At 71.3% G+C, this 18204-nt stretch carries 19 protein-coding genes; 15 read left to right on the top strand and 4 right to left on the bottom strand.

Annotated features, from left to right (window positions below; genetic code table 11):
* Positions 1–34 precede the first annotated feature (34 nt).
* The 10 genes from ACFVST_RS14415 (at position 35) to ACFVST_RS14370 (ending at position 8547) form a co-directional block, all read left to right on the top strand.
* On the top strand, positions 35–472 hold the full coding sequence (locus ACFVST_RS14415; RefSeq protein WP_390150518.1) for a hypothetical protein: 438 nt from the start codon (positions 35–37) through the stop codon (positions 470–472).
* Between the two features lie 273 nt (positions 473–745).
* A complete protein-coding gene (gene atpB, locus ACFVST_RS14410; protein ID WP_390150655.1) occupies positions 746–1516 on the top strand; it encodes a F0F1 ATP synthase subunit A in 771 nt (256 codons plus the stop codon).
* A gap of 79 nt (positions 1517–1595) precedes the next feature.
* Positions 1596–1832, top strand: a complete 237-nt coding sequence (gene atpE, locus ACFVST_RS14405; RefSeq protein WP_390150515.1) for an ATP synthase F0 subunit C — start codon at positions 1596–1598, stop codon at positions 1830–1832.
* A 39-nt stretch (positions 1833–1871) separates the two neighbouring features.
* Positions 1872–2438, top strand: a complete 567-nt coding sequence (locus tag ACFVST_RS14400; RefSeq protein WP_390150513.1) for a F0F1 ATP synthase subunit B — start codon at positions 1872–1874, stop codon at positions 2436–2438.
* Entirely contained in the window at positions 2435–3256 is an 822-nt protein-coding gene (locus ACFVST_RS14395) for a F0F1 ATP synthase subunit delta (RefSeq protein ID WP_390150510.1), read from the top strand. Before ACFVST_RS14400 ends, ACFVST_RS14395 begins: the two co-directional genes overlap by 4 nt.
* A 165-nt stretch (positions 3257–3421) precedes the next feature.
* Entirely contained in the window at positions 3422–5008 is a 1587-nt protein-coding gene (gene atpA / locus ACFVST_RS14390) for a F0F1 ATP synthase subunit alpha (protein WP_390150508.1), read from the top strand.
* A 24-nt stretch (positions 5009–5032) separates the two neighbouring features.
* Positions 5033–5950 carry a F0F1 ATP synthase subunit gamma gene (locus ACFVST_RS14385; RefSeq protein WP_390150506.1) on the top strand — a complete coding sequence of 306 codons (918 nt, stop codon included), beginning with the start codon at positions 5033–5035 and terminating at the stop codon, positions 5948–5950.
* Positions 5950–7392 carry a F0F1 ATP synthase subunit beta gene (gene atpD / locus ACFVST_RS14380; RefSeq protein WP_390150503.1) on the top strand — a complete coding sequence of 481 codons (1443 nt, stop codon included), beginning with the start codon at positions 5950–5952 and terminating at the stop codon, positions 7390–7392. Before ACFVST_RS14385 ends, atpD begins: the two co-directional genes overlap by 1 nt.
* Before the next feature lie 121 nt (positions 7393–7513).
* Complete coding sequence (locus ACFVST_RS14375; protein WP_390150501.1) at positions 7514–7888, top strand: F0F1 ATP synthase subunit epsilon; 375 nt, start codon at positions 7514–7516, stop codon at positions 7886–7888.
* Between the two features lie 200 nt (positions 7889–8088).
* Complete coding sequence (locus tag ACFVST_RS14370; protein ID WP_390150498.1) at positions 8089–8547, top strand: DUF2550 domain-containing protein; 459 nt, start codon at positions 8089–8091, stop codon at positions 8545–8547.
* Between the two features lie 30 nt (positions 8548–8577).
* Here the strand turns inward: ACFVST_RS14370 and ACFVST_RS14365 are convergent, their stop codons facing one another.
* Together ACFVST_RS14365 and ACFVST_RS14360 are read right to left on the bottom strand one after the other, a co-directional pair.
* Positions 8578–9222, bottom strand: a complete 645-nt coding sequence (locus tag ACFVST_RS14365) for a response regulator (RefSeq protein WP_390150495.1) — start codon at positions 9220–9222, stop codon at positions 8578–8580.
* A complete protein-coding gene (locus tag ACFVST_RS14360) occupies positions 9219–10478 on the bottom strand; it encodes a sensor histidine kinase (RefSeq protein ID WP_390150492.1) in 1260 nt (419 codons plus the stop codon). Before ACFVST_RS14360 ends, ACFVST_RS14365 begins: the two co-directional genes overlap by 4 nt.
* 161 nt (positions 10479–10639) lie before the next feature.
* Here ACFVST_RS14360 and ACFVST_RS14355 point away from each other — a divergent pair, with 161 nt between their 5' ends.
* Positions 10640–11236: a hypothetical protein gene (locus ACFVST_RS14355; protein ID WP_390150489.1), complete on the top strand. Its 597-nt coding sequence runs from the start codon at positions 10640–10642 to the stop codon at positions 11234–11236.
* Here ACFVST_RS14355 and ACFVST_RS14350 read toward each other — a convergent pair.
* Positions 11233–11805, bottom strand: a complete 573-nt coding sequence (locus ACFVST_RS14350) for a cob(I)yrinic acid a,c-diamide adenosyltransferase (protein ID WP_390150486.1) — start codon at positions 11803–11805, stop codon at positions 11233–11235. The genes ACFVST_RS14355 and ACFVST_RS14350 overlap by 4 nt on opposite strands.
* A gap of 439 nt (positions 11806–12244) precedes the next feature.
* Between ACFVST_RS14350 and ACFVST_RS14345 the strand changes: the two genes are divergently transcribed.
* The 3 genes from ACFVST_RS14345 (at position 12245) to ACFVST_RS14335 (ending at position 16656) form a co-directional block, all read left to right on the top strand.
* Positions 12245–13093: a 3-hydroxyacyl-CoA dehydrogenase family protein gene (locus tag ACFVST_RS14345; protein WP_390150483.1), complete on the top strand. Its 849-nt coding sequence runs from the start codon at positions 12245–12247 to the stop codon at positions 13091–13093.
* A gap of 254 nt (positions 13094–13347) precedes the next feature.
* Entirely contained in the window at positions 13348–13671 is a 324-nt protein-coding gene (locus ACFVST_RS14340) for an STAS domain-containing protein (RefSeq protein ID WP_390150480.1), read from the top strand.
* Between the two features lie 366 nt (positions 13672–14037).
* Positions 14038–16656 carry an ATP-binding protein gene (locus tag ACFVST_RS14335; protein WP_390150477.1) on the top strand — a complete coding sequence of 873 codons (2619 nt, stop codon included), beginning with the start codon at positions 14038–14040 and terminating at the stop codon, positions 16654–16656.
* A gap of 35 nt (positions 16657–16691) precedes the next feature.
* Here the strand turns inward: ACFVST_RS14335 and nucS are convergent, their stop codons facing one another.
* Entirely contained in the window at positions 16692–17363 is a 672-nt protein-coding gene (nucS, locus tag ACFVST_RS14330; protein WP_390150474.1) for an endonuclease NucS, read from the bottom strand.
* Positions 17364–17668: 305 nt separating this feature from the next.
* Between nucS and ACFVST_RS14325 the strand changes: the two genes are divergently transcribed.
* On the top strand, positions 17669–18061 hold the full coding sequence (locus ACFVST_RS14325; protein ID WP_390150471.1) for an SCO5389 family protein: 393 nt from the start codon (positions 17669–17671) through the stop codon (positions 18059–18061).
* Positions 18062–18204 lie beyond the last annotated feature (143 nt).

The following is an 18204-nucleotide window of genomic DNA, read 5'->3' as shown; positions in this document are numbered from 1 at the left end:
CTGCACACCACCCCCAGCAAGCGGAGACACCGCCATGCCGTCCAATGACGCCCGGATCCTCCTGCAGGCCGCCGTGCCCACCGCAGTCGCCGGCGCGATCGCCGCCGCCGTGAGTGCGGTGCTCGCGGGCGGCAAGGGGGCACTCGGAGCGGTCGTCGGCACGGCCCTCGCCATCGCCTTCATGGGCCTCGGTCTCTACGTTCTGCAACGCACGGCGAAGTCGCTGCCGCAGCTCTTCCAGGCGATGGGCCTGATGCTCTACGTCGCCCAACTCCTGCTGCTCCTGATCTTCGTGGGAGTGTTCAAGGACACCACCGCCTTCCACCCGAAGGCGTTCGCCGCATCCCTGGTCGTCGCCACCGTCGTATGGATGGCGGCCCAGGCCCGGGCGCACATGAAGGCGAAGATCCTCTATGTCGAGCCCGATACGGAAAAGCGCGACCAGAGCGAGAAGTCAGGGCTCCCGTCGTGAGGGGTAGGGGCGGGATAAGCGGGCCCCGCGCGGGCTGCTATCGTCCGGTGCCAACTGCGGCATCGCGGGCGCGGGCAACCAAGCCGACGCCTGCTCTGACGCGAGGCTTGACGCCCGACTGCCGCCCCCACATCCGTAACACCAGTCCAGTGCCGAACTGCGGCTCAACGCCGCGCCGACACAACGAGGTTGCCGTACCTATGCGCCACGCTGAAGGAGCCCGCGGTGAGTGCTGACCAGACCGAGCTCGCCTTTGACTGGAGCTGCCGCATCCTGTCCGAAAACGGGTGTGGCTTTCCGGCTCCTGGCCTGAACTCCTTCCTGTTCAAGCCGCTCTTCTCGGTGGGCAGCTTCGAGTTCAACAAGGTCATGCTGCTGGCCCTGCTCACCACGGTCGTGCTGCTCGGCGTCTTCTGGGCCGCCTTCGGCAAGGCCAAGGTCGTCCCGGGCAAGCTGCAGATGGCCGCCGAGGCCGGCTATGACTTCGTGCGCCGCGGCGTCGTCTACGAGACGCTCGGCAAGCGCGAGGGCGAGAAGTACGTCCCGCTCATCGTCGCGCTCTTCTTCTTCATCTGGATCATGAACATCTGGTCCGTGATCCCGCTCGCCCAGTTCCCGGTCGGCTCGGTGATCGCCATCCCGGCGTTCCTTGCCCTGGTCGTCTGGGTGCTCTGGGTCTCGCTGACCTTCAAGCGGCACGGATTCGTCGGCGGCTGGAAGAACATCACCGGCTGGGACAAGTCCCTCGGCCCGGTGCTCCCGCTCGTGGTGGTCATCGAGTTCTTCTCGAACCTCTTCGTGCGGCCCTTCACCCACGCCGTCCGGCTCTTCGCCAACATGTTCGCCGGTCACCTCATGCTGGTGATGTTCACCGTCGCCTCCTGGTACCTGCTGAACAGCTACATGATCCCGGCCGCGGGCGTCTCGTTCATCATGACCATGATCATGATTCTCTTCGAGCTCTTCGTCCAGGCCGTGCAGGCGTACGTGTTCGTGATGCTGACCTGCTCGTACATCCAGGGCGCGCTCGCCGAGCACCACTGAGCCGACCCGTCCGCCAAAACCCCAGAACGTCCGGTGGCCAACCCCCACCGGTCCGTAAAGAAAAGAAGGAAGAAACAGCATGGCTGCCACTGAGACCCTCGCCGCTGTCTCCGGTTCCCTCGGCTCCGTCGGTTACGGCCTCGCCGCCATCGGCCCCGGCATCGGCGTCGGCATCGTCTTCGGTAACGGCACCCAGGCCCTGGCCCGCCAGCCCGAGGCCGCCGGCCTGATCCGCGCCAACCAGATCCTCGGCTTCGCGTTCTGTGAGGCGCTCGCCCTCATCGGCATCGTGATGCCGTTCGTGTTCGGTAAGTAATCCGCTTACTTACCCAGCATCCCGACGAAAGGCACTGATGTGATCGCCAACCTGGTGCAACTCGCGGCCGCGGAGGAGCAGAACCCGCTCGTCCCCGCGTGGCCCGAGCTGCTCATCGGCGCCATCGCCTTTGCCATCGTCTTCTTCGTCTTCGCCAAGAAGCTCCTCCCGAACATCAACAGGGTTCTGGAGGAGCGCCGCGAGGCCATCGAAGGCGGTATGGAGAAGGCCGAGGCCGCCAAGACCGAGGCCGACAGCGTGCTGGAGCAGTACAAGGCCCAGCTCGCCGAGGCCCGCCACGAGGCCGCGCGCCTGCGTCAGGACGCGCAGGAGCAGGGCGCCGCGCTCATCGCGGAGATGCGTGCGGAAGGCCAGCGGCAGCGTGAGGAGATCATCGCCGCCGGCCACACCCAGCTTGAGGCCGACCGCAAGGCCGCCGCGCAGACGCTGCGCCAGGACGTGGGCCGACTGGCCACCGAGCTGGCCGGCAAGCTCGTCGGCGAGTCCCTTGAGGACCACGCCCGGCAGAGCCGCACCATCGACCGCTTCCTCGACGAGCTCGACGGAAAGGCCTCCGGCACCGAGACGGCCGAGGTCGCCCGGTGACCGCACACGGAGCGAGCCGTGAGGCCCTGGGCGCCGCCCGCGACCAGTTCGACGCGCTGACCGACCAGGCCTCCTCCGACCCGGCGCAGCTCGCCGGGGAGCTGGCCGCGGTCACCGCGCTGCTGCACCGCGAGGTGTCCCTGCGCCGGGTTCTCACCGACCCGGCGCAGGCCGCGGACGCCAAGGCGGACCTGGCCGCGAGGCTGTTCGGCGGCCAGGTCGGCGGGGACACCGTCGACCTGCTGTCCGGCATGGTCCGCTCGCGCTGGTCGCAGTCGCGTGACCTGGTCGACGCCCTGGAGGAGCTGGCCGACACGGCCGACCTGGCCGCCGCCCAGCGCTCCGGCACCCTGGACGACGTCGAGGACGAACTGTTCCGCTTCGGCCGGATCGTCTCGGCCGACGCCGGGCTGCGCGCCGCGCTCAGCGAGCGCAACGCCCCCGCCGCCGCCAAGGGCGAGCTGCTGCACCGCCTCCTGGACGGCCGCGCGGACGCCGTGACCGAGCGGCTGGTGATCCGTCTGGTGACCCATCCGCGGGGACGTAGCCTGGAAGCGGGCCTTGAGGCCCTCTCCGCGCTCGCCGCGGAGCGCCGGAACCGCATGGTGGCCGTGGTCACCTCCGCGGTCCCGCTGTCGGACACGCAGAAGCAGCGGCTGGCCCAGGGCCTGTCGAAGCTCTACGGCCGGCAGATCCGCCTCCACCTCGACGTGGACCCCGAGGTCCTCGGCGGGATCCGGGTGCAGGTCGGCGACGAGGTCATCAACGGCTCCATCGCGGACCGCATCGAAGAGGCGACCCGCCGCATGGCCGCCTGACGCGGCGCGGCACCAACCAACTCAACAAGAGCATTGCTTACGGCCCGAGTTGGGCCGTGCAGAGGATGCACATGTTTCTGGGGGCCGGCGGTGGAACCGCAAGGCGAAACAGCCCCAGATCCCCTAAGAAACTTCGGGCCCAACAAGGAGAGCAGGGAACCCAGCATGGCGGAGCTCACGATCCGGCCGGAGGAGATCCGGGACGCACTGGAGAACTTCGTCCAGTCGTACAAGCCGGACGCGGCCTCGCGCGAGGAGGTCGGTACGGTCACCCTGGCCGGCGATGGCATCGCGAAGGTCGAGGGCCTGCCCTCGGCCATGGCCAACGAGCTGCTGAAGTTCGAGGACGGCACCCTCGGCCTCGCGCTCAACCTCGAAGAGCGCGAGATCGGCTCGATCGTCCTCGGCGAGTTCAGCGGCATCGAGGAGGGCCAGCCGGTCACCCGCACCGGCGAGGTCCTGTCCGTCGCCGTCGGCGAGGGCTACCTCGGCCGCGTGGTCGACCCCCTCGGCAACCCGATCGATGGCCTCGGCGACATCGAGACCAGCGGCCGGCGCGCCCTGGAACTGCAGGCCCCCACGGTCATGCAGCGCAAGTCGGTGCACGAGCCGATGGAGACCGGCTACAAGGCCGTCGACGCGATGACCCCCGTCGGCCGCGGCCAGCGCCAGCTGATCATCGGCGACCGCCAGACCGGCAAGACCGCGCTGGCCGTCGACACGATCATCAACCAGCGTGACAACTGGCGCTCCGGCGACCCGAAGAAGCAGGTCCGCTGCATCTACGTCGCCATCGGCCAGAAGGGCTCCACCATCGCGTCCGTGCGCGGCGCGCTGGAGGAGGCCGGTGCCCTGGAGTACACGACCATCGTCGCCGCCCCGGCGTCCGACCCGGCCGGCTTCAAGTACCTGGCGCCGTACACCGGTTCCGCCATCGGTCAGCACTGGATGTACGACGGCAAGCACGTCCTGATCATCTTCGACGACCTGTCGAAGCAGGCCGACGCCTACCGTGCCGTGTCCCTGCTGCTGCGCCGCCCGCCGGGCCGTGAGGCCTACCCGGGCGATGTCTTCTACCTGCACTCCCGCCTCCTGGAGCGCTGCGCCAAGCTCTCCGACGCGGAGGGCGCCGGCTCGATGACCGGCCTCCCGATCGTGGAGACCAAGGCCAACGACGTCTCGGCGTTCATCCCGACCAACGTCATCTCCATCACCGACGGCCAGTGCTTCCTGGAGTCCGACCTGTTCAACGCCGGCCAGCGGCCCGCGCTGAACGTCGGTATCTCCGTGTCCCGAGTCGGCGGCTCGGCCCAGCACAAGGCGATCCGCCAGGTGTCCGGCCGGCTCCGGGTGGACCTCGCCCAGTTCCGTGAGCTGGAGGCGTTCGCCGCCTTCGGTTCCGACCTGGACTCCGCGTCCAAGGCGCAGCTGGAGCGCGGTTCGCGCATGGTCGAGCTGCTCAAGCAGGACCAGTACCAGCCGATGGCCACCGAGGACCAGGTCGTCTCCATCTGGGCCGGTACCACCGGCCGCATGGACGACGTACCGGTCAAGGACATCCGCCGGTTCGAGCGCGAGCTGCTGGACCACCTGCACCACAACGAGCAGGGCCTGCTGACCTCCATCCGGGAGGGCGCCAAGATGTCCGACGACACCATCCAGGCGATCGCCGACGCGGTCGAGGGCTTCAAGAAGCAGTTCGAGACCTCGGACGGCAAGCTGCTCGGCGAAGACTCGCCCGCCGCCAAGTAAGTGACGACCGAAGGGACCTGACTCATGGGAGCGCAGCTCCGGGTCTACAAGCGTCGCATCCGGTCCGTCACCGCGACCAAGAAGATCACCAAGGCGATGGAGATGATCGCCGCCTCGCGCGTCGTCAAGGCGCAGCGCAAGGTGACCGCCTCCACGCCCTACGCGACCGAGCTCACCCGAGCGGTCACGGCGGTGGCGACCGGTTCGAACACCAAGCACCCTCTGACCACCGAGGCCGAGACGCCCACCAGGACCGCGGTGCTGCTCCTCACGAGCGACCGCGGTCTGGCCGGCGCCTTCAACTCCAACGCCATCAAGGCCGCGGAACGGCTCACCGACCAACTCCGCGCGGACGGCAAGCAGGTCGACACGTACATCGTCGGCCGGCGCGGTACGGCCCACTACAACTTCCGCGAGCGCAAGATCGCGGAGTCGTGGTCGGGCTTCACCGACGAGCCGACGTACGCGGACGCCAAGACCGTCGCGGGCCCCCTGATCGAGGCCATCGAGCGGGACACGGCCGAGGGCGGCGTGGACGAACTCCACATCGTCTACACCGAGTTCGTCTCGATGATGACGCAGACCGCGACCGAGGCCCGGCTGCTGCCGCTGAGCCTCGACGAGGTCGCGCAGGAGTCGGCCGCCAAGGACGAGATCCTGCCGCTGTTCGAGTTCGAGCCGTCGGCGGAGGGTGTCCTCGACGCCCTGCTGCCGCGCTACGTCGAGAGCCGCATCTACAACGCGCTGCTGCAGTCGGCCGCCTCCAAGCACGCCGCCACCCGCCGCGCGATGAAGTCGGCCACCGACAACGCCGGGGACCTGATCAACGCCCTCTCCCGGCTTGCCAACGCGGCCCGCCAGGCCGAAATCACCCAGGAAATCAGCGAGATCGTCGGTGGCTCCAGTGCCCTGGCCGACGCGACCGCGGGGAGTGACAAGTAATGACCACCACTGTTGAGACGGCCGCTGCCACGGGCCGCGTCGCCCGGGTCATCGGCCCGGTCGTCGACGTGGAGTTCCCCGTCGACGCCATGCCGGAGATCTACAACGCCCTGCACGTCGAGGTCGCCGACCCGGCGAAGGACGGCGAGCTCAAGACGCTGACCCTGGAGGTCGCCCAGCACCTGGGTGACGGCTTGGTCCGCGCCATCTCCATGCAGCCCACCGACGGCCTGGTCCGCCAGTCCGCGGTGACCGACACCGGCGACGGCATCACCGTCCCCGTCGGCGACTTCACCAAGGGCAAGGTGTTCAACACCATCGGTGAGGTGCTGAACGTCCCCGAGGAGAACGCCAACGTTGGTGAGCGGTGGTCCATCCACCGCAAGGCGCCCAACTTCGACCAGCTTGAGTCGAAGACCGAGATGTTCGAGACGGGCATCAAGGTCATCGACCTGCTGACCCCGTACGTCAAGGGCGGCAAGATCGGTCTGTTCGGTGGTGCCGGTGTCGGCAAGACCGTGCTGATCCAGGAGATGATCTACCGCGTCGCCAACAACCACGACGGTGTGTCGGTGTTCGCGGGCGTCGGTGAGCGTACCCGTGAGGGCAACGACCTCATCGACGAGATGTCCGAGTCGGGCGTCATCGACAAGACCGCGCTGGTCTTCGGTCAGATGGACGAGCCGCCGGGCACCCGTCTCCGCGTCGCGCTGGCCGGCCTCACCATGGCCGAGTACTTCCGCGATGTGCAGAAGCAGGACGTGCTGTTCTTCATCGACAACATCTTCCGCTTCACCCAGGCCGGTTCCGAGGTGTCCACCCTGCTCGGCCGGATGCCGTCCGCGGTGGGCTACCAGCCGAACCTCGCCGACGAGATGGGCCTCCTCCAGGAGCGCATCACCTCCACCCGCGGCCACTCGATCACCTCGATGCAGGCGATCTATGTGCCCGCGGACGACCTGACCGACCCGGCGCCGGCCACCACCTTCGCCCACCTCGACGCGACGACGGTGCTCTCCCGTCCGATCTCCGAGAAGGGCATCTACCCGGCGGTGGACCCGCTGGACTCCACGTCCCGCATCCTGGACCCGCGCTACATCGCGAGGGAGCACTACGACGCGGCCATGCGCGTCAAGACGATCCTTCAGAAGTACAAGGACCTCCAGGACATCATCGCCATTCTCGGTATCGACGAGCTCGGCGAGGAGGACAAGATCGTCGTCCACCGGGCCCGCCGGGTGGAGCGCTTCCTGTCGCAGAACACCCACGTCGCCAAGCAGTTCACCGGCGTCGACGGGTCCGATGTGTCGCTTGAGGAGTCGATCTCGGCCTTCAACGCGATCTGCGACGGCGAGTACGACCACTTCCCCGAGCAGGCGTTCTTCATGTGCGGTGGCATCGAGGACCTCAAGGCCAACGCCAAGGAGCTGGGCGTCTCCTGAGCCCCGGCCCACCAGCCGCAGGCCCACGGCAGGGGGCGGCGCACGCCCCCTGCCGTACGCCCACTAGAATCTGACCCAACACCCGGCGAAGCCGCCGGGTGGTGACCCGAGGAGCCACACCTTGGCTGCTGAGCTGCACGTCGAGCTGGTCGCCGCCGACCGGCAGGTCTGGTCCGGCGAGGCCACCCTGGTCGTCGCGCGTACCACGTCCGGCGACATCGGCGTCATGCCCGGTCACCAGCCGCTGCTCGGTGTGCTGGAGTCGGGCCCGGTGACCATCCGTACCAATGACGGCGGTACTGTCGTCGCCGCGGTGCACGGCGGTTTCATCTCGTTCGCCGACGACAAGCTGTCGTTGCTGGCCGAGGTCGCCGAGCTGTCGGACGAGATCGACGTCCGGCGTGCCGAGCGCGCGCTGGAGCGGGCCAAGTCGGAGGCCGACGCCTCCGCCGAACGCCGCGCCGATGTCCGACTGCGCGCGGTGGCGGTGCGCTGACCCAGGCGTACGGAGAGCTTTGACTCAGCCGCGGCCAGGACCGGAGTGATCCGGACCGGGCCGCGGCTGAGGCGATCCGCGTCCGGTACCCGCTGTGCGGGATGCTGGACGCGGGGACCGCGGCGGCTGCCGGCCGTGTGCGGTGCAGTAAGGGATGTCGCTAGTCGTCCGCCAACGGAGAGGCGAGGAGGTCGGTGCCGATGATCCTCGTCCTGCTGGTGTGCGGTATCGCGGTGGTAGCGCTGGTGGTGCTGGGGCTGTTCGCCTTCGGGCTGCGCCGCAGGCTCGTCCAGCGGTCCGGCGGTACCTTCGACTGCAGCCTGCGCTGGGACGCGCCCGGTGCGGACGGCGCCGAGGACACCTCGGGCAAGGGCTGGGGCTACGGCATCGCGCGGTACAACGGCGACCGCATCGAGTGGTTCCGCGTCTTCTCCTACGCGCCCCGGCCACGCCGCACCCTGGAGCGCAACGCCATCGAGGTGTCCGGGCGGCGGGCCCCGCAGGGCGAGGAGGAGCTGGCGCTGCTCTCCGACGCCATCGTGCTGAGCTGTGTGCATCGCGGGGCGCGGCTGGAGCTGGCGATGAGCGAGGACGCCCTGACCGGCTTCCTGGCCTGGCTGGAGGCGGCCCCGCCGGGCCAGCGCGTCAACGTCGCCTGAATCTCCCCCTGTTGCCGGCCGCCCGCCCGGTCAGAGTCCCAACTCCTGGGCCAGGACGGCCGCTTGGAGGCGGCTGCGGAGCCCGAGCTTGCCCAGGACCCGGCTCACATGCGTCTTCACGGTGCCCTCCGCCATGCCCAGGCGGTCCGCGATCTCCGCGTTGGAGCAGCCCGCGCCGAGGCAGCCCAGCACCTCGCGCTCCCGCGGCGTCAACTCCGCCAGCTCCGGCGGCGGTTCGGGTACGGCGGCCGGACCGGGGACGGCGGCGAACTCGGCGATCAGCCGCCGGGTCACCGCGGGCGCGATGATCCCCTCACCGCGGGCCACCGTACGGACCGCGGTGAGCAGATCCGCCGCCTCGGTGTTCTTCAGCAGAAAGCCCGCGGCGCCCGCCCGCAGCGCCCCGAAGACATACGAGTCCAGGTCGAAGGTGGTCAGCACCAGGACGTCGGCGAGGCCTTCGGAGGTCACCGTGCGGGTGGCGGAGACCCCGTCCAGGCGTGGCATCTGCACATCCATCAGCACCACGTCGGGGCGCAGCGAGCGCGCCAGCCGTACCGCCTCCTCGCCGTCCGCGGCCTCTCCGGCCACCTCGATGTCGGGGGCGCTGTTCAGGATGAGCGCCAGGCCGGCGCGTACCGCGCTCTGGTCCTCGGCGACGAGTACGCGGATCACTCCGGGGTTCCTTCCTGGGGCCGGCTCTGCGGCAACCGGCCCTCGGGGAGCGGGCGTTGCGGTGGGTGGTGTCCGGTCTCCGGCTGCTCCAGCGGCAGCACCGACCGCACGCACCAGGCGGTGCCTCCGGAGGCGGTGGCGGCCGGGCCTGGTCCCGCCTCGAAGGTGCCGTGCAGCAGGGCGGCGCGCTCGCGCATCCCGACCAGCCCGGCGCCCGACCCCGGCGCCCGTGGCCCGCGCCGCTCCCCGTACGGGCTGCTGACCCGCACCTCGACGCGGTCGCCGGTGCGTGCCACGGCCACCTCGACCGGGCCGGGGGCCGCGTGTTTGAGGGCGTTGGTCAGGGACTCCTGGACGATGCGGTAGGCGGCGAGGCCGACGGGGGCGGGCAGGCCCCCGGTGTCGCCGGTGACGGTGAGCGAGACGTCGAGTCCGTTGCCGCGGGCCTGGGCGACGAGGGCGTCCAGGCCGTCCAGGGTGGGGGCGGCGGCCGGTTCGGAGTCGGCGCCCGAGTCCCGCAGCAGGCCGATCAGGCGGCGCATCTCGGCCAGGCCCTGGACGCTGTTCTCGCGGATGGTGCCCAGCGCGGTGCGGGTGGTCGCCGGGTCGTCGATGGAGAGGGCGGCGGTGGCGTGGATGGCGATCGCCGAGAGGTGGTTGGCCACCATGTCGTGCAACTCCCTTGCCATCCGGGCGCGTTCGGCGGTCACCGCCTGACCGCGGTCCATCTCGGCGAGCAGCGCGGTCTGCTCGGCGCGCAGCCGGGCCGTCTCGGCGGCGTCCCGGTGGTTGCGCACCAGCGCCCCGGTGGTCGCGGGACCGAACGACACCAGCCCGGTCAGCACCCCGACGAACAGCGCCTCCGGGCTGCGCCACCAGGCGAGGGCCCCGAAGGTCATGGCGAGGGTGACCACTCCGGTGGCGACCGGGATACGGCGGGCGGCGGCGGGCGTCCCGTAGACCACCGCCGCGTACACCAGGTCCGTGAACATCAGGATGGTGGCGAGATTGCCCAGGGTGAGCTGGTCGGCGGTGATGGCCGCGGTGCCGGCCCAGAGCGCCGTCCGCGGGTGGCTCCGGCGCAGCAGTTCCAGGCCCGCCATCACCACCAGCGGTACCAGCGTCCACGCCCCGCCGAGGAGGACGAGACCCCCGGCGTGCAGCCCGAGCGCCCAGGCCAGGACGCCGGAGGAGAGCCCGGCGCCCGCGATCATCAGGTCCTGGCGGTGCGGCAGCGGGCGGGGTGCGGCGGGCATGGCACCATCCAACACGGCCGCGGCCCGGGCCACCTCCCCGCCGCGGTGGAGCGTGGGCGGGCCTTCGGTACATCGAAGGATGCAGTCCCATCTCGTCGGCGGCGACGAGGCAGCGGGGCGGATCGGGCGGGAGTCTGGAGGAGGACGGAGAGGAGTCCACCGTGATCGTCACGCTGATCGTCGTCTGCGAGGTCGCCTTCTGGGTGCTGCTGGCCGTGGGCCTCGCCCTGCGGTACTGGGCGAAGCGGCCGCGGGCGAGTGTGGTGGTGCTGCTGTGCGAGCCGCTGCTGGAGGTACTGCTCTTCGTGATCGCCGCGATCGATCTGAAGAACGGCGCGGAACCGGGCCCCCGGCACGGGATCGCCGCCGTCTACATCGGTTTCTCCCTGGCGCTCGGCCCGTCCCTGGTGCGGTGGGCCGACGCCCGGGTCGCCCACCGGTTCGCGGGCGGGCCGCCGCCGTCCACCCCCAGGTACGGGTGGCCGCGCGCGGTCCACGAGTGGCGGGTGGCGGCGCGCTGGACGGTGGGGTCGCTGATCGCGATGGCGCTGTTGCAGTGCGCGATCTGGTACGTGGGGCGGGCCGGGGCCACCCAGGTGCTGTCGGACTGGCAGCGGGGGATGCTCTATCTGATCGGGATCAACCTGGTGATCGCGCTGAGCTACACCTTCTTCCCGAAGAAGGCCCCGGCCGGCCGCACGGAACAGCCCCCGCCCGCCCCCACGGTTGACCGAGGGCCGTTCGACAAGAGGCTCTAGCGTTCGCCGCCCGGTACCCACAGCACATCGCCGACCTCCTTGTTCGCCGTTCTGGCGAGGATGAAGAGGAGGTCGGAGAGGCGGTTGAGGTAGGTCGCGGTCAGCGGGTTCATCGTCTCGCCGTGTACGTCGAGCGCCGCCCAGGTGGACCGCTCGGCCCGCCGCACCACGGTGCACGCCTGGTGCAGCAGGGCCGCGCCGGGGGTGCCGCCGGGCAGGATGAACGAACGCAGCTTCTCCAGTTGCGCGTTGAAGTGGTCGCAGTCCTCCTCCAGCCGGTCCACATAGAACTGCTCGACGCGCAGCGGGGGGTACTCCGGGTTCTCCACGACGGGGGTGGACAGATCGGCGCCGACGTCGAAGAGGTCGTTCTGCACCCGTACGAGGACCTTGGTGACCTCCTCGCCGAGGTCGCCGAGGGCGATGGCGGTGCCGAGGACCGCGTTGGCCTCGTTGGCGTCGGCGTAGGCGGAGATCCGCAGATCGGTCTTGGGGGTGCGGCTCATGTCGCCGAGGGCGGTGGTGCCCTGGTCGCCGGTTCTGGTGTAGATGCGCGTGAGGTTGACCATGGGCCTCAGCCTAGGGGGTGTCCGCAAAGTCCCGCCTTGCCCCGCGACGCCTGGCACGCACTCTCGCCGCACCGGGCACAAGGCCAAGTACGTCCAGTACGAGGCCTCGCGCCCGGCACGCCGAGAGCACGCACCAGACGCCGCGGGGCCGCCCTTCGGGCGACGGCGGGACTTTGCGGACACCCCCTAGGCCTCGGCACGGCGGAGGGCGCGCGGGTGCCCGGCGAGACGGTCGCCTGCTGAGTGAACGGTTCCTCAACTACGCCCGGTGCAAGGCCCGGTGAGGTGCTGGGGGTGCCGTCTCGGGGGTCGGCCGATGTGATGTCCGTCCAGTGAGACGTGACACGCATCTCTCCCGTCCCCACGGGCCCCTCGTGGGCGCTAAGGTCCGCCGGAGAGCAATCATGGACATGTTTTCACGGGGAGAGGGAGTCGGACTGTGGCAGGGAAGCTCGCCGTCATCGGAGCGGGACTCATGGGGTCGGGAATCGCTCAGGTCTCCGCGCAGGCCGGCTGGGACGTGGTCCTGCGGGACGTCACCGACGAGGCGCTGACCCGGGGGACCGACGGCATCAAGGCCTCGTTCGAGAAGTTCACCGCCAAGGGCAAGCTGTCCGCGGCGGACGCGGAGGCCGCGCTGGGCCGGATCACCGCCACCACCGACCTGGACGCCGTCGCCGACGCCGACATCGTGGTGGAGGCCGTCTTCGAGCGGCTGGAGATCAAGCACGAGATCTTCCGCACCCTGGACAAGCTGGTGGGGGAGCGGACCGTGCTCGCCACCAACACCTCGGCGATCCCGATCACCAAGATCGCCGCGGTCACCGAGCACCCGGAGCGGGTCGTCGGGGCGCACTTCTTCTCGCCGGTGCCGATGATGCAGCTCTGCGAGCTGGTCCGCGGATACAAGACCAGCGACGAAACCCTCGCCACCACAAGGGAGTTCGCCGAGTCCGTCGGCAAGACCTGCATCGTCGTCAACCGCGATGTGGCGGGCTTCGTCACCACCCGCCTGATCTCCGCGCTGGTGGTGGAGGCGGCCAAGCTCCAGGAGTCGGGCGTGGCCACCGCCGAGGACATCGACCTGGCGTGCAAGCTCGGCTTCGGCCACGCCATGGGACCGCTCGCCACCGCGGACCTCACCGGTGTGGAGGTCCTGCTGCACGCCACCGAGAACATCTACACCGAGTCCCAGGACGAGAAGTTCGCCCCGCCGGAGTCGATGCGCCGGATGGTGGACGCCGGTGACTTCGGCCGCAAGACCGGGCAGGGGTTCTACACGTACTGACCGGGTGCCGTACGACGGCACACCCGCACCACCGCACCACGCGAGCCGAGTCCGTGCACCCCGGGGGAGACCAAATCTTCACCCCCCGGGGTGAATTGGATATCGGTTCGCTCACAACCGGGCCACTCGGCTGCACAACTCGCGGTCAGTTGCAGTGACATACACCGTACGCGGGTAAACGCCGACCACGCCGACCGCCGTCACGGCACCGGGCAGCCGACCAGCATCGCCGACAGCACTTTTGGGGAGCGCATATGCACATCAGGGGCGACCACGTCGAGTTGGTCGTCGGGGGCCGCCTCGACGTCCGCAGCGCGGCGGACGCCCGAACGGTCCTGCACTCCGCCGTGGACGACGGAGTCGGTGATCTGGTGCTGGATCTGTCCGAGTTGGACTCCTGGGACGCCACCGGGCTCGGCGTCATCATGGGCGTGCACCGGCGCGCCGGGCGGTGCGGCCGCAGGCTGGTACTGCGCGCGGTGCCGCCGCAGATGCAGCGGCTGCTGGTCGCCACCCGGCTGCACCGCATTCTCGCCATCGAGGGCGGCATCGGCCTGGAGTCCCTGCCCAGGGTCTGAGGTACGGGGTCCGGGCGGAGCCCAACTCGCCCTGCGCGCACCGGAGTTCAACGCCGGCGAGGCTGTGGACGGGATCGGGACCGGGGCCGGGTGAGGCGGGCCGCATCCCGCAGGGCAAAGGGGAACTCGCCGGACAGGACCAGCTCTTCGGGTATCTCGGGCAGTTCGGAACGGTTGGGATGGTTCGGGGCCCCGGGTGGCCGGAAGTAGTCGGGGCGGTCTAGGGTGCGGGGGCCCGTTCCATGACAGACCCGGCAGACGGGCACCGGACCAGCAGCGAGAGCATGGTGTGCAGCGGGACCCGCGACCGCGGGACACGGGGCCGGGAGGGCTCGGGCACACGATGATGCTTGTGGGGGCTTGACCATGGACCCGAACGACCCGAACGGCGCCGACTTCCCGCACCGCCACGGCGGACACCCCGACCCCGCACCGCAGGACGCCCGGTATCTGCCCGTGCGCCACTCGCCGCCCGCCCGCGCCCCCCTCGACCCGACCCCCGCCGCCAACCCGCCGCAGGTCCGCACCGTCACCCTGCACACCGGCGACTTCCTGCTCACCGTCAACCCCCTCGACGGGAGCGAGATCGAGCCCTGCCCGCCCGGCGAGCGCGCCCCGCAGCCCGTCCGCCGCACCCCCGCCGAGCGCGCCGAACGCGCCCGCGCCGCCCTCCCGCCGGTCCCGCCCGCCCCCACCGCGCCCCGGGTACCGCTGCTGGCGCGGGACGAGGCGCGCCACCGGCTGGCCCGGCTGCTGGCCCGCGGCCGCTCGGTCCGCCTCACCGGCCCGGCCGGCTGCGGCCGCACCGCACTGCTGGACGCCGTGGCCGGGGACTGCGCCGGTCTCGCCCCCGACGGCGTCATACGCCTGACCGGCCACCGCCGCACCACCGCCGACCTGCTGTACGACCTGTACGCCGAGGTCTTCGACGCGGGCCCGGCCCGCCCGGACGAAACGGCTCTGCTGGCATCGGTGCAGGGCATCGGAGCGGTGGTGGTCCTGGACGATCTGGAGTTCGGCGGCGCCGCCCTCGACGAACTCCTCGACGCGACCCCCGAGTGCGCCTTCCTGCTCGCCGCCACTCCCGAGGTCGCGGCCCCCTCGCCGGGCTCGCATCTGGAGGAGGTCCACCTGCCGGGGCTGGACCGGGGTGCCTCGCTGGCGCTGCTGGCCGCCGGTACCGGCCGTGCCCTCAGCCCGGAGGAGTCCGCCTGGGCCGGGGAGCTGTGGCCGGAGTGGGACGGGCTGCCGGTGCGCGTCCTCCAGGCCGCCGCGCTGCTGCGGCGCCGGGACCGGATCCGCGCCGGCGAGCCCCTGGACCAGTCCCCGTGGCGGCCCGAATCCGCCCTGGGCGAAGGGCGGTTGACCCCGGTTACGGCGTTCGGGGCCGCCACGGTGCCGCTGCCCACCTTCGGGGAAGGCGCCGCGCCCGTACCGGTGCTGGCGGCCCGGCTGGGGCACGCCGCGCGCGCCGCACTCCGCTTCGCGCTCGCCCTCGACGGTGAGCTGCCGCACCCCGCGCATCTGCCCGCCCTGGTCGGCGACACCCACGCGGACACCGCCCTCACCGAACTCCTCGACGCCGCCCTCGTCACCCCCGTCGGCTCCCGCCACCGGCTGGCGGCCGGGGCGGCCGCCCAGTTGGAGGCCGTCGGCCAGGACGGCGACCGTGCCGCCCATCTCCGGGCCGCCGCCGCCCACTACGCCTGGTGGACCGGCCACCCCTCGGTCACCCCCGAGCGGGTCGCGGCCGAGGCCGAGGCGGTACTCGCCGCCCTCGCCGGGGCCGTCCCCACCGCCGGGAGCACCGCCCCCGCGCCCGGTCCGGCGAGCGGGACCGAGGACGGGCCGCGGCGCAGCCTGCCGGTGCGGCTGGCCCGCGGTGCCGCCCCCGCCTTCGCCGCCGCCCTCGACTGGGGTTCCTGGGAACGGGCGCTGCGTGCCGGGCAGGAGGCCGCCCGCCACGCCGGTGAGATCGCCGACCAGGCCTATTTCCACCACGAGTTGGGCGTACTGGCGCTCTGCCGCGGCAGCCTCGACCGGGCCCGCGCCGAGCTGGAGGCCTCCATCGGGCTGCGGGGCGCGCTCGCCGACCGGCGGGGCACCGTCGCCGGGCGGCGCGCCCTCGCCCTGGTCGCCGACCGCTCAGGACACACCGTCACCGGCCCGCTCCCCGGCGAGCCGCCGATCGCCGCCCGCCACGACGACGACCCGTCCTCCACCCCCGCCACCGGCGTCCCCGTCCCGGTGATCGTGCCGGGGCCGCCGAGCCGACCGGAGCCGGCGGCGGTGTCCGGGTTCGAGCCGGTGCCCGCGGAGCAGGAGGCCCTGGTCACCCACCGGATGTCCGCTGCGGCGGAACCGGAAGCGGTCGGCCACGGCCACCGCAAGGCCGGGGTGGTGCGGGGCACCCGGCGGAATCTGGCGGCGGCCGGCGCCGGTGCCGTACTGGTCGCGGTCCTCGGCACCGTGATCACCCTCGGCATCACCTCCCGCGGCGACCAGGACTCCTCCGGCACCGTCGGCAGCACGCCCTCCGCCAGCCAGGACGACAGCGGGGACACCGCCGCCGAGGAGCCGACCACCGCACCCGCGACCACCGCCTCCTCGCCCGAGCCCGAGGACAGCGTCACGCCCACCACCAGCGCGCCGACGCCCACCCCTGACCCGGTGACCCAGGAGCCGTCCCGCAGCGCACCGGCCAGCCCGACCCGGCACCCGAGCCCCACGCCGACGCCTACCAGGTCCTCGCCGAAGCCCACGCCCACCAAGTCCTCGCCCAAGCCGACGCCTTCGGGCAGCGAGACGGGGAAGCCGACGCCCACCGAGTCACCCACCACGGAACCCACCGGGCCGGACGGCACCTCCGATTCGGCGAGCCGCACCGCCGCGTCCACCCGGGCCGAGGGCAGCCCCGCGGCGAGCGGCGACACCACGTCCAGTCCGGAGGCCGGGCCGGAGGCCTCGCCGAGCGGCAGCCTCTGACGACCGGCACCCTCTGTCGGCCGACCGCGGGGCCGTCAGAAGAGGCGCAGCTTGTCGTCCTCGATACCGCGCAGCGCGTCGTAGTCCAGCACCGCGCAGCCGATGCCTCGGTCGGTGGCCAGGACGCGGGCCTGCGGCTTGATCTCCTGGGCCGCGAACACCCCGCGTACCGGGGCCAGATGGGGATCGCGGTTGAGGAGTTCCAGATAGCGGGTGAGCTGCTCCACGCCGTCGATCTCGCCGCGGCGCTTGATCTCCACCGCGACGGTGGCGCCGTCCGCGTCCCGGCACAGGATGTCCACCGGGCCGATCGCGGTGGGGTACTCGCGGCGGATCAGGGTGTAGCCGTCGCCGAGGGTCTCGATGCGGTCCGCGAGCAGCTCCTGGAGGTGGGCCTCGACGCCGTCCTTGATCAGGCCCGGGTCCACGCCCAGTTCATGGCTGGAGTCGTGCAGCACCTCGGCCATGGTGATGATGAGCTTCTCGCCCGCCTTGTTGATCACCGTCCACACCCCGGAGTCCTCGCCCGAGCCCTCCTTCAGGGTGCACGGCGGCGACATCCAGTTGAGCGGCTTGTAGGCCCGGTCGTCGGCGTGGACGGAGACGCTGCCGTCGGCCTTCACAAGGATCAGCCGGGGGGCGAGCGGGAGATGGGCGGTGAGGCGGCCCGCGTAGTCGACGGAGCAGCGGGCGATGACGAGACGCATGGTCGGCAACGCTACTCGACCGGGCCCCGCCCGCGCGACTCGCGCCCGAGCTCCCGCGAAGGCGCGGTCGGGGCCGGGCCGATGTCCGGTTGATCGCCGGTTGGCATCGGATCGTTGTCCATATCCCGCACGAACCCGTCCGGGTCTTTTCGGAGTTGGCCGGTTGTGTCCGCCATCTCCTGGTGCGGGGCGGTGCAGGTGCTTACGGTGGACGCAGGAGGTCGCCGCGCGTGTACACAGCGTGTCCGGCAGCCGTACTTGTCCGTCAGCCCCCGTGCGGTCACGGGGGTGCGAGAGGAGAACCCATGTCGCTCGACGTCTCACCGGCCCTACTCGAACAGGCCGAGCGAGGCGAGGTCGACGAAGCCGCCTTCGTCGACTGCGTCCGGACCTCCCTGCCCTACGCCTGGGGGATGATCAGCTCTCTGGTGGCCCAACTGAAGGTCGACGGCGGGGAGTTCGCCGACAACCAGACGCCGCCGCCGGACGAGCAGGCGCGCGGCCAGTTGCTGCGGGCGCTGGCGAGCGACGCGATACGCGGCGCGCTGCAACGGCACTTCGGGGTACGGCTGGCCTTCCAGAACTGCCACCGGGTGGCGGTCTTCCCGCTGGACGCCTCGGTGGACGAGCGGCTCGCCCGTTTCACCTCCGTCCGCGGCCAACTCCTCAACCAGTCACCGGAGTTGCGCGACTGCTGAGTCCGGACGCGTGCGGGGCCGGTCACCCCGCTCCGAAGTGGAGGGTGGCCGCGCCACCCGCGCGGGCCCCACTTAGCCCCCCCCAAAACCCCTCCCCCGGGGGGGTTTTGGGGCAGGCCGGGGAAGGGGGGGGGGGGACGCGG

The organism is Streptomyces sp. NPDC058045, assembly GCF_042885635.1.
Lineage (GTDB): Bacteria > Actinomycetota > Actinomycetes > Streptomycetales > Streptomycetaceae > Streptomyces.
This window is presented reverse-complemented; position numbering and strand designations above follow the sequence as displayed.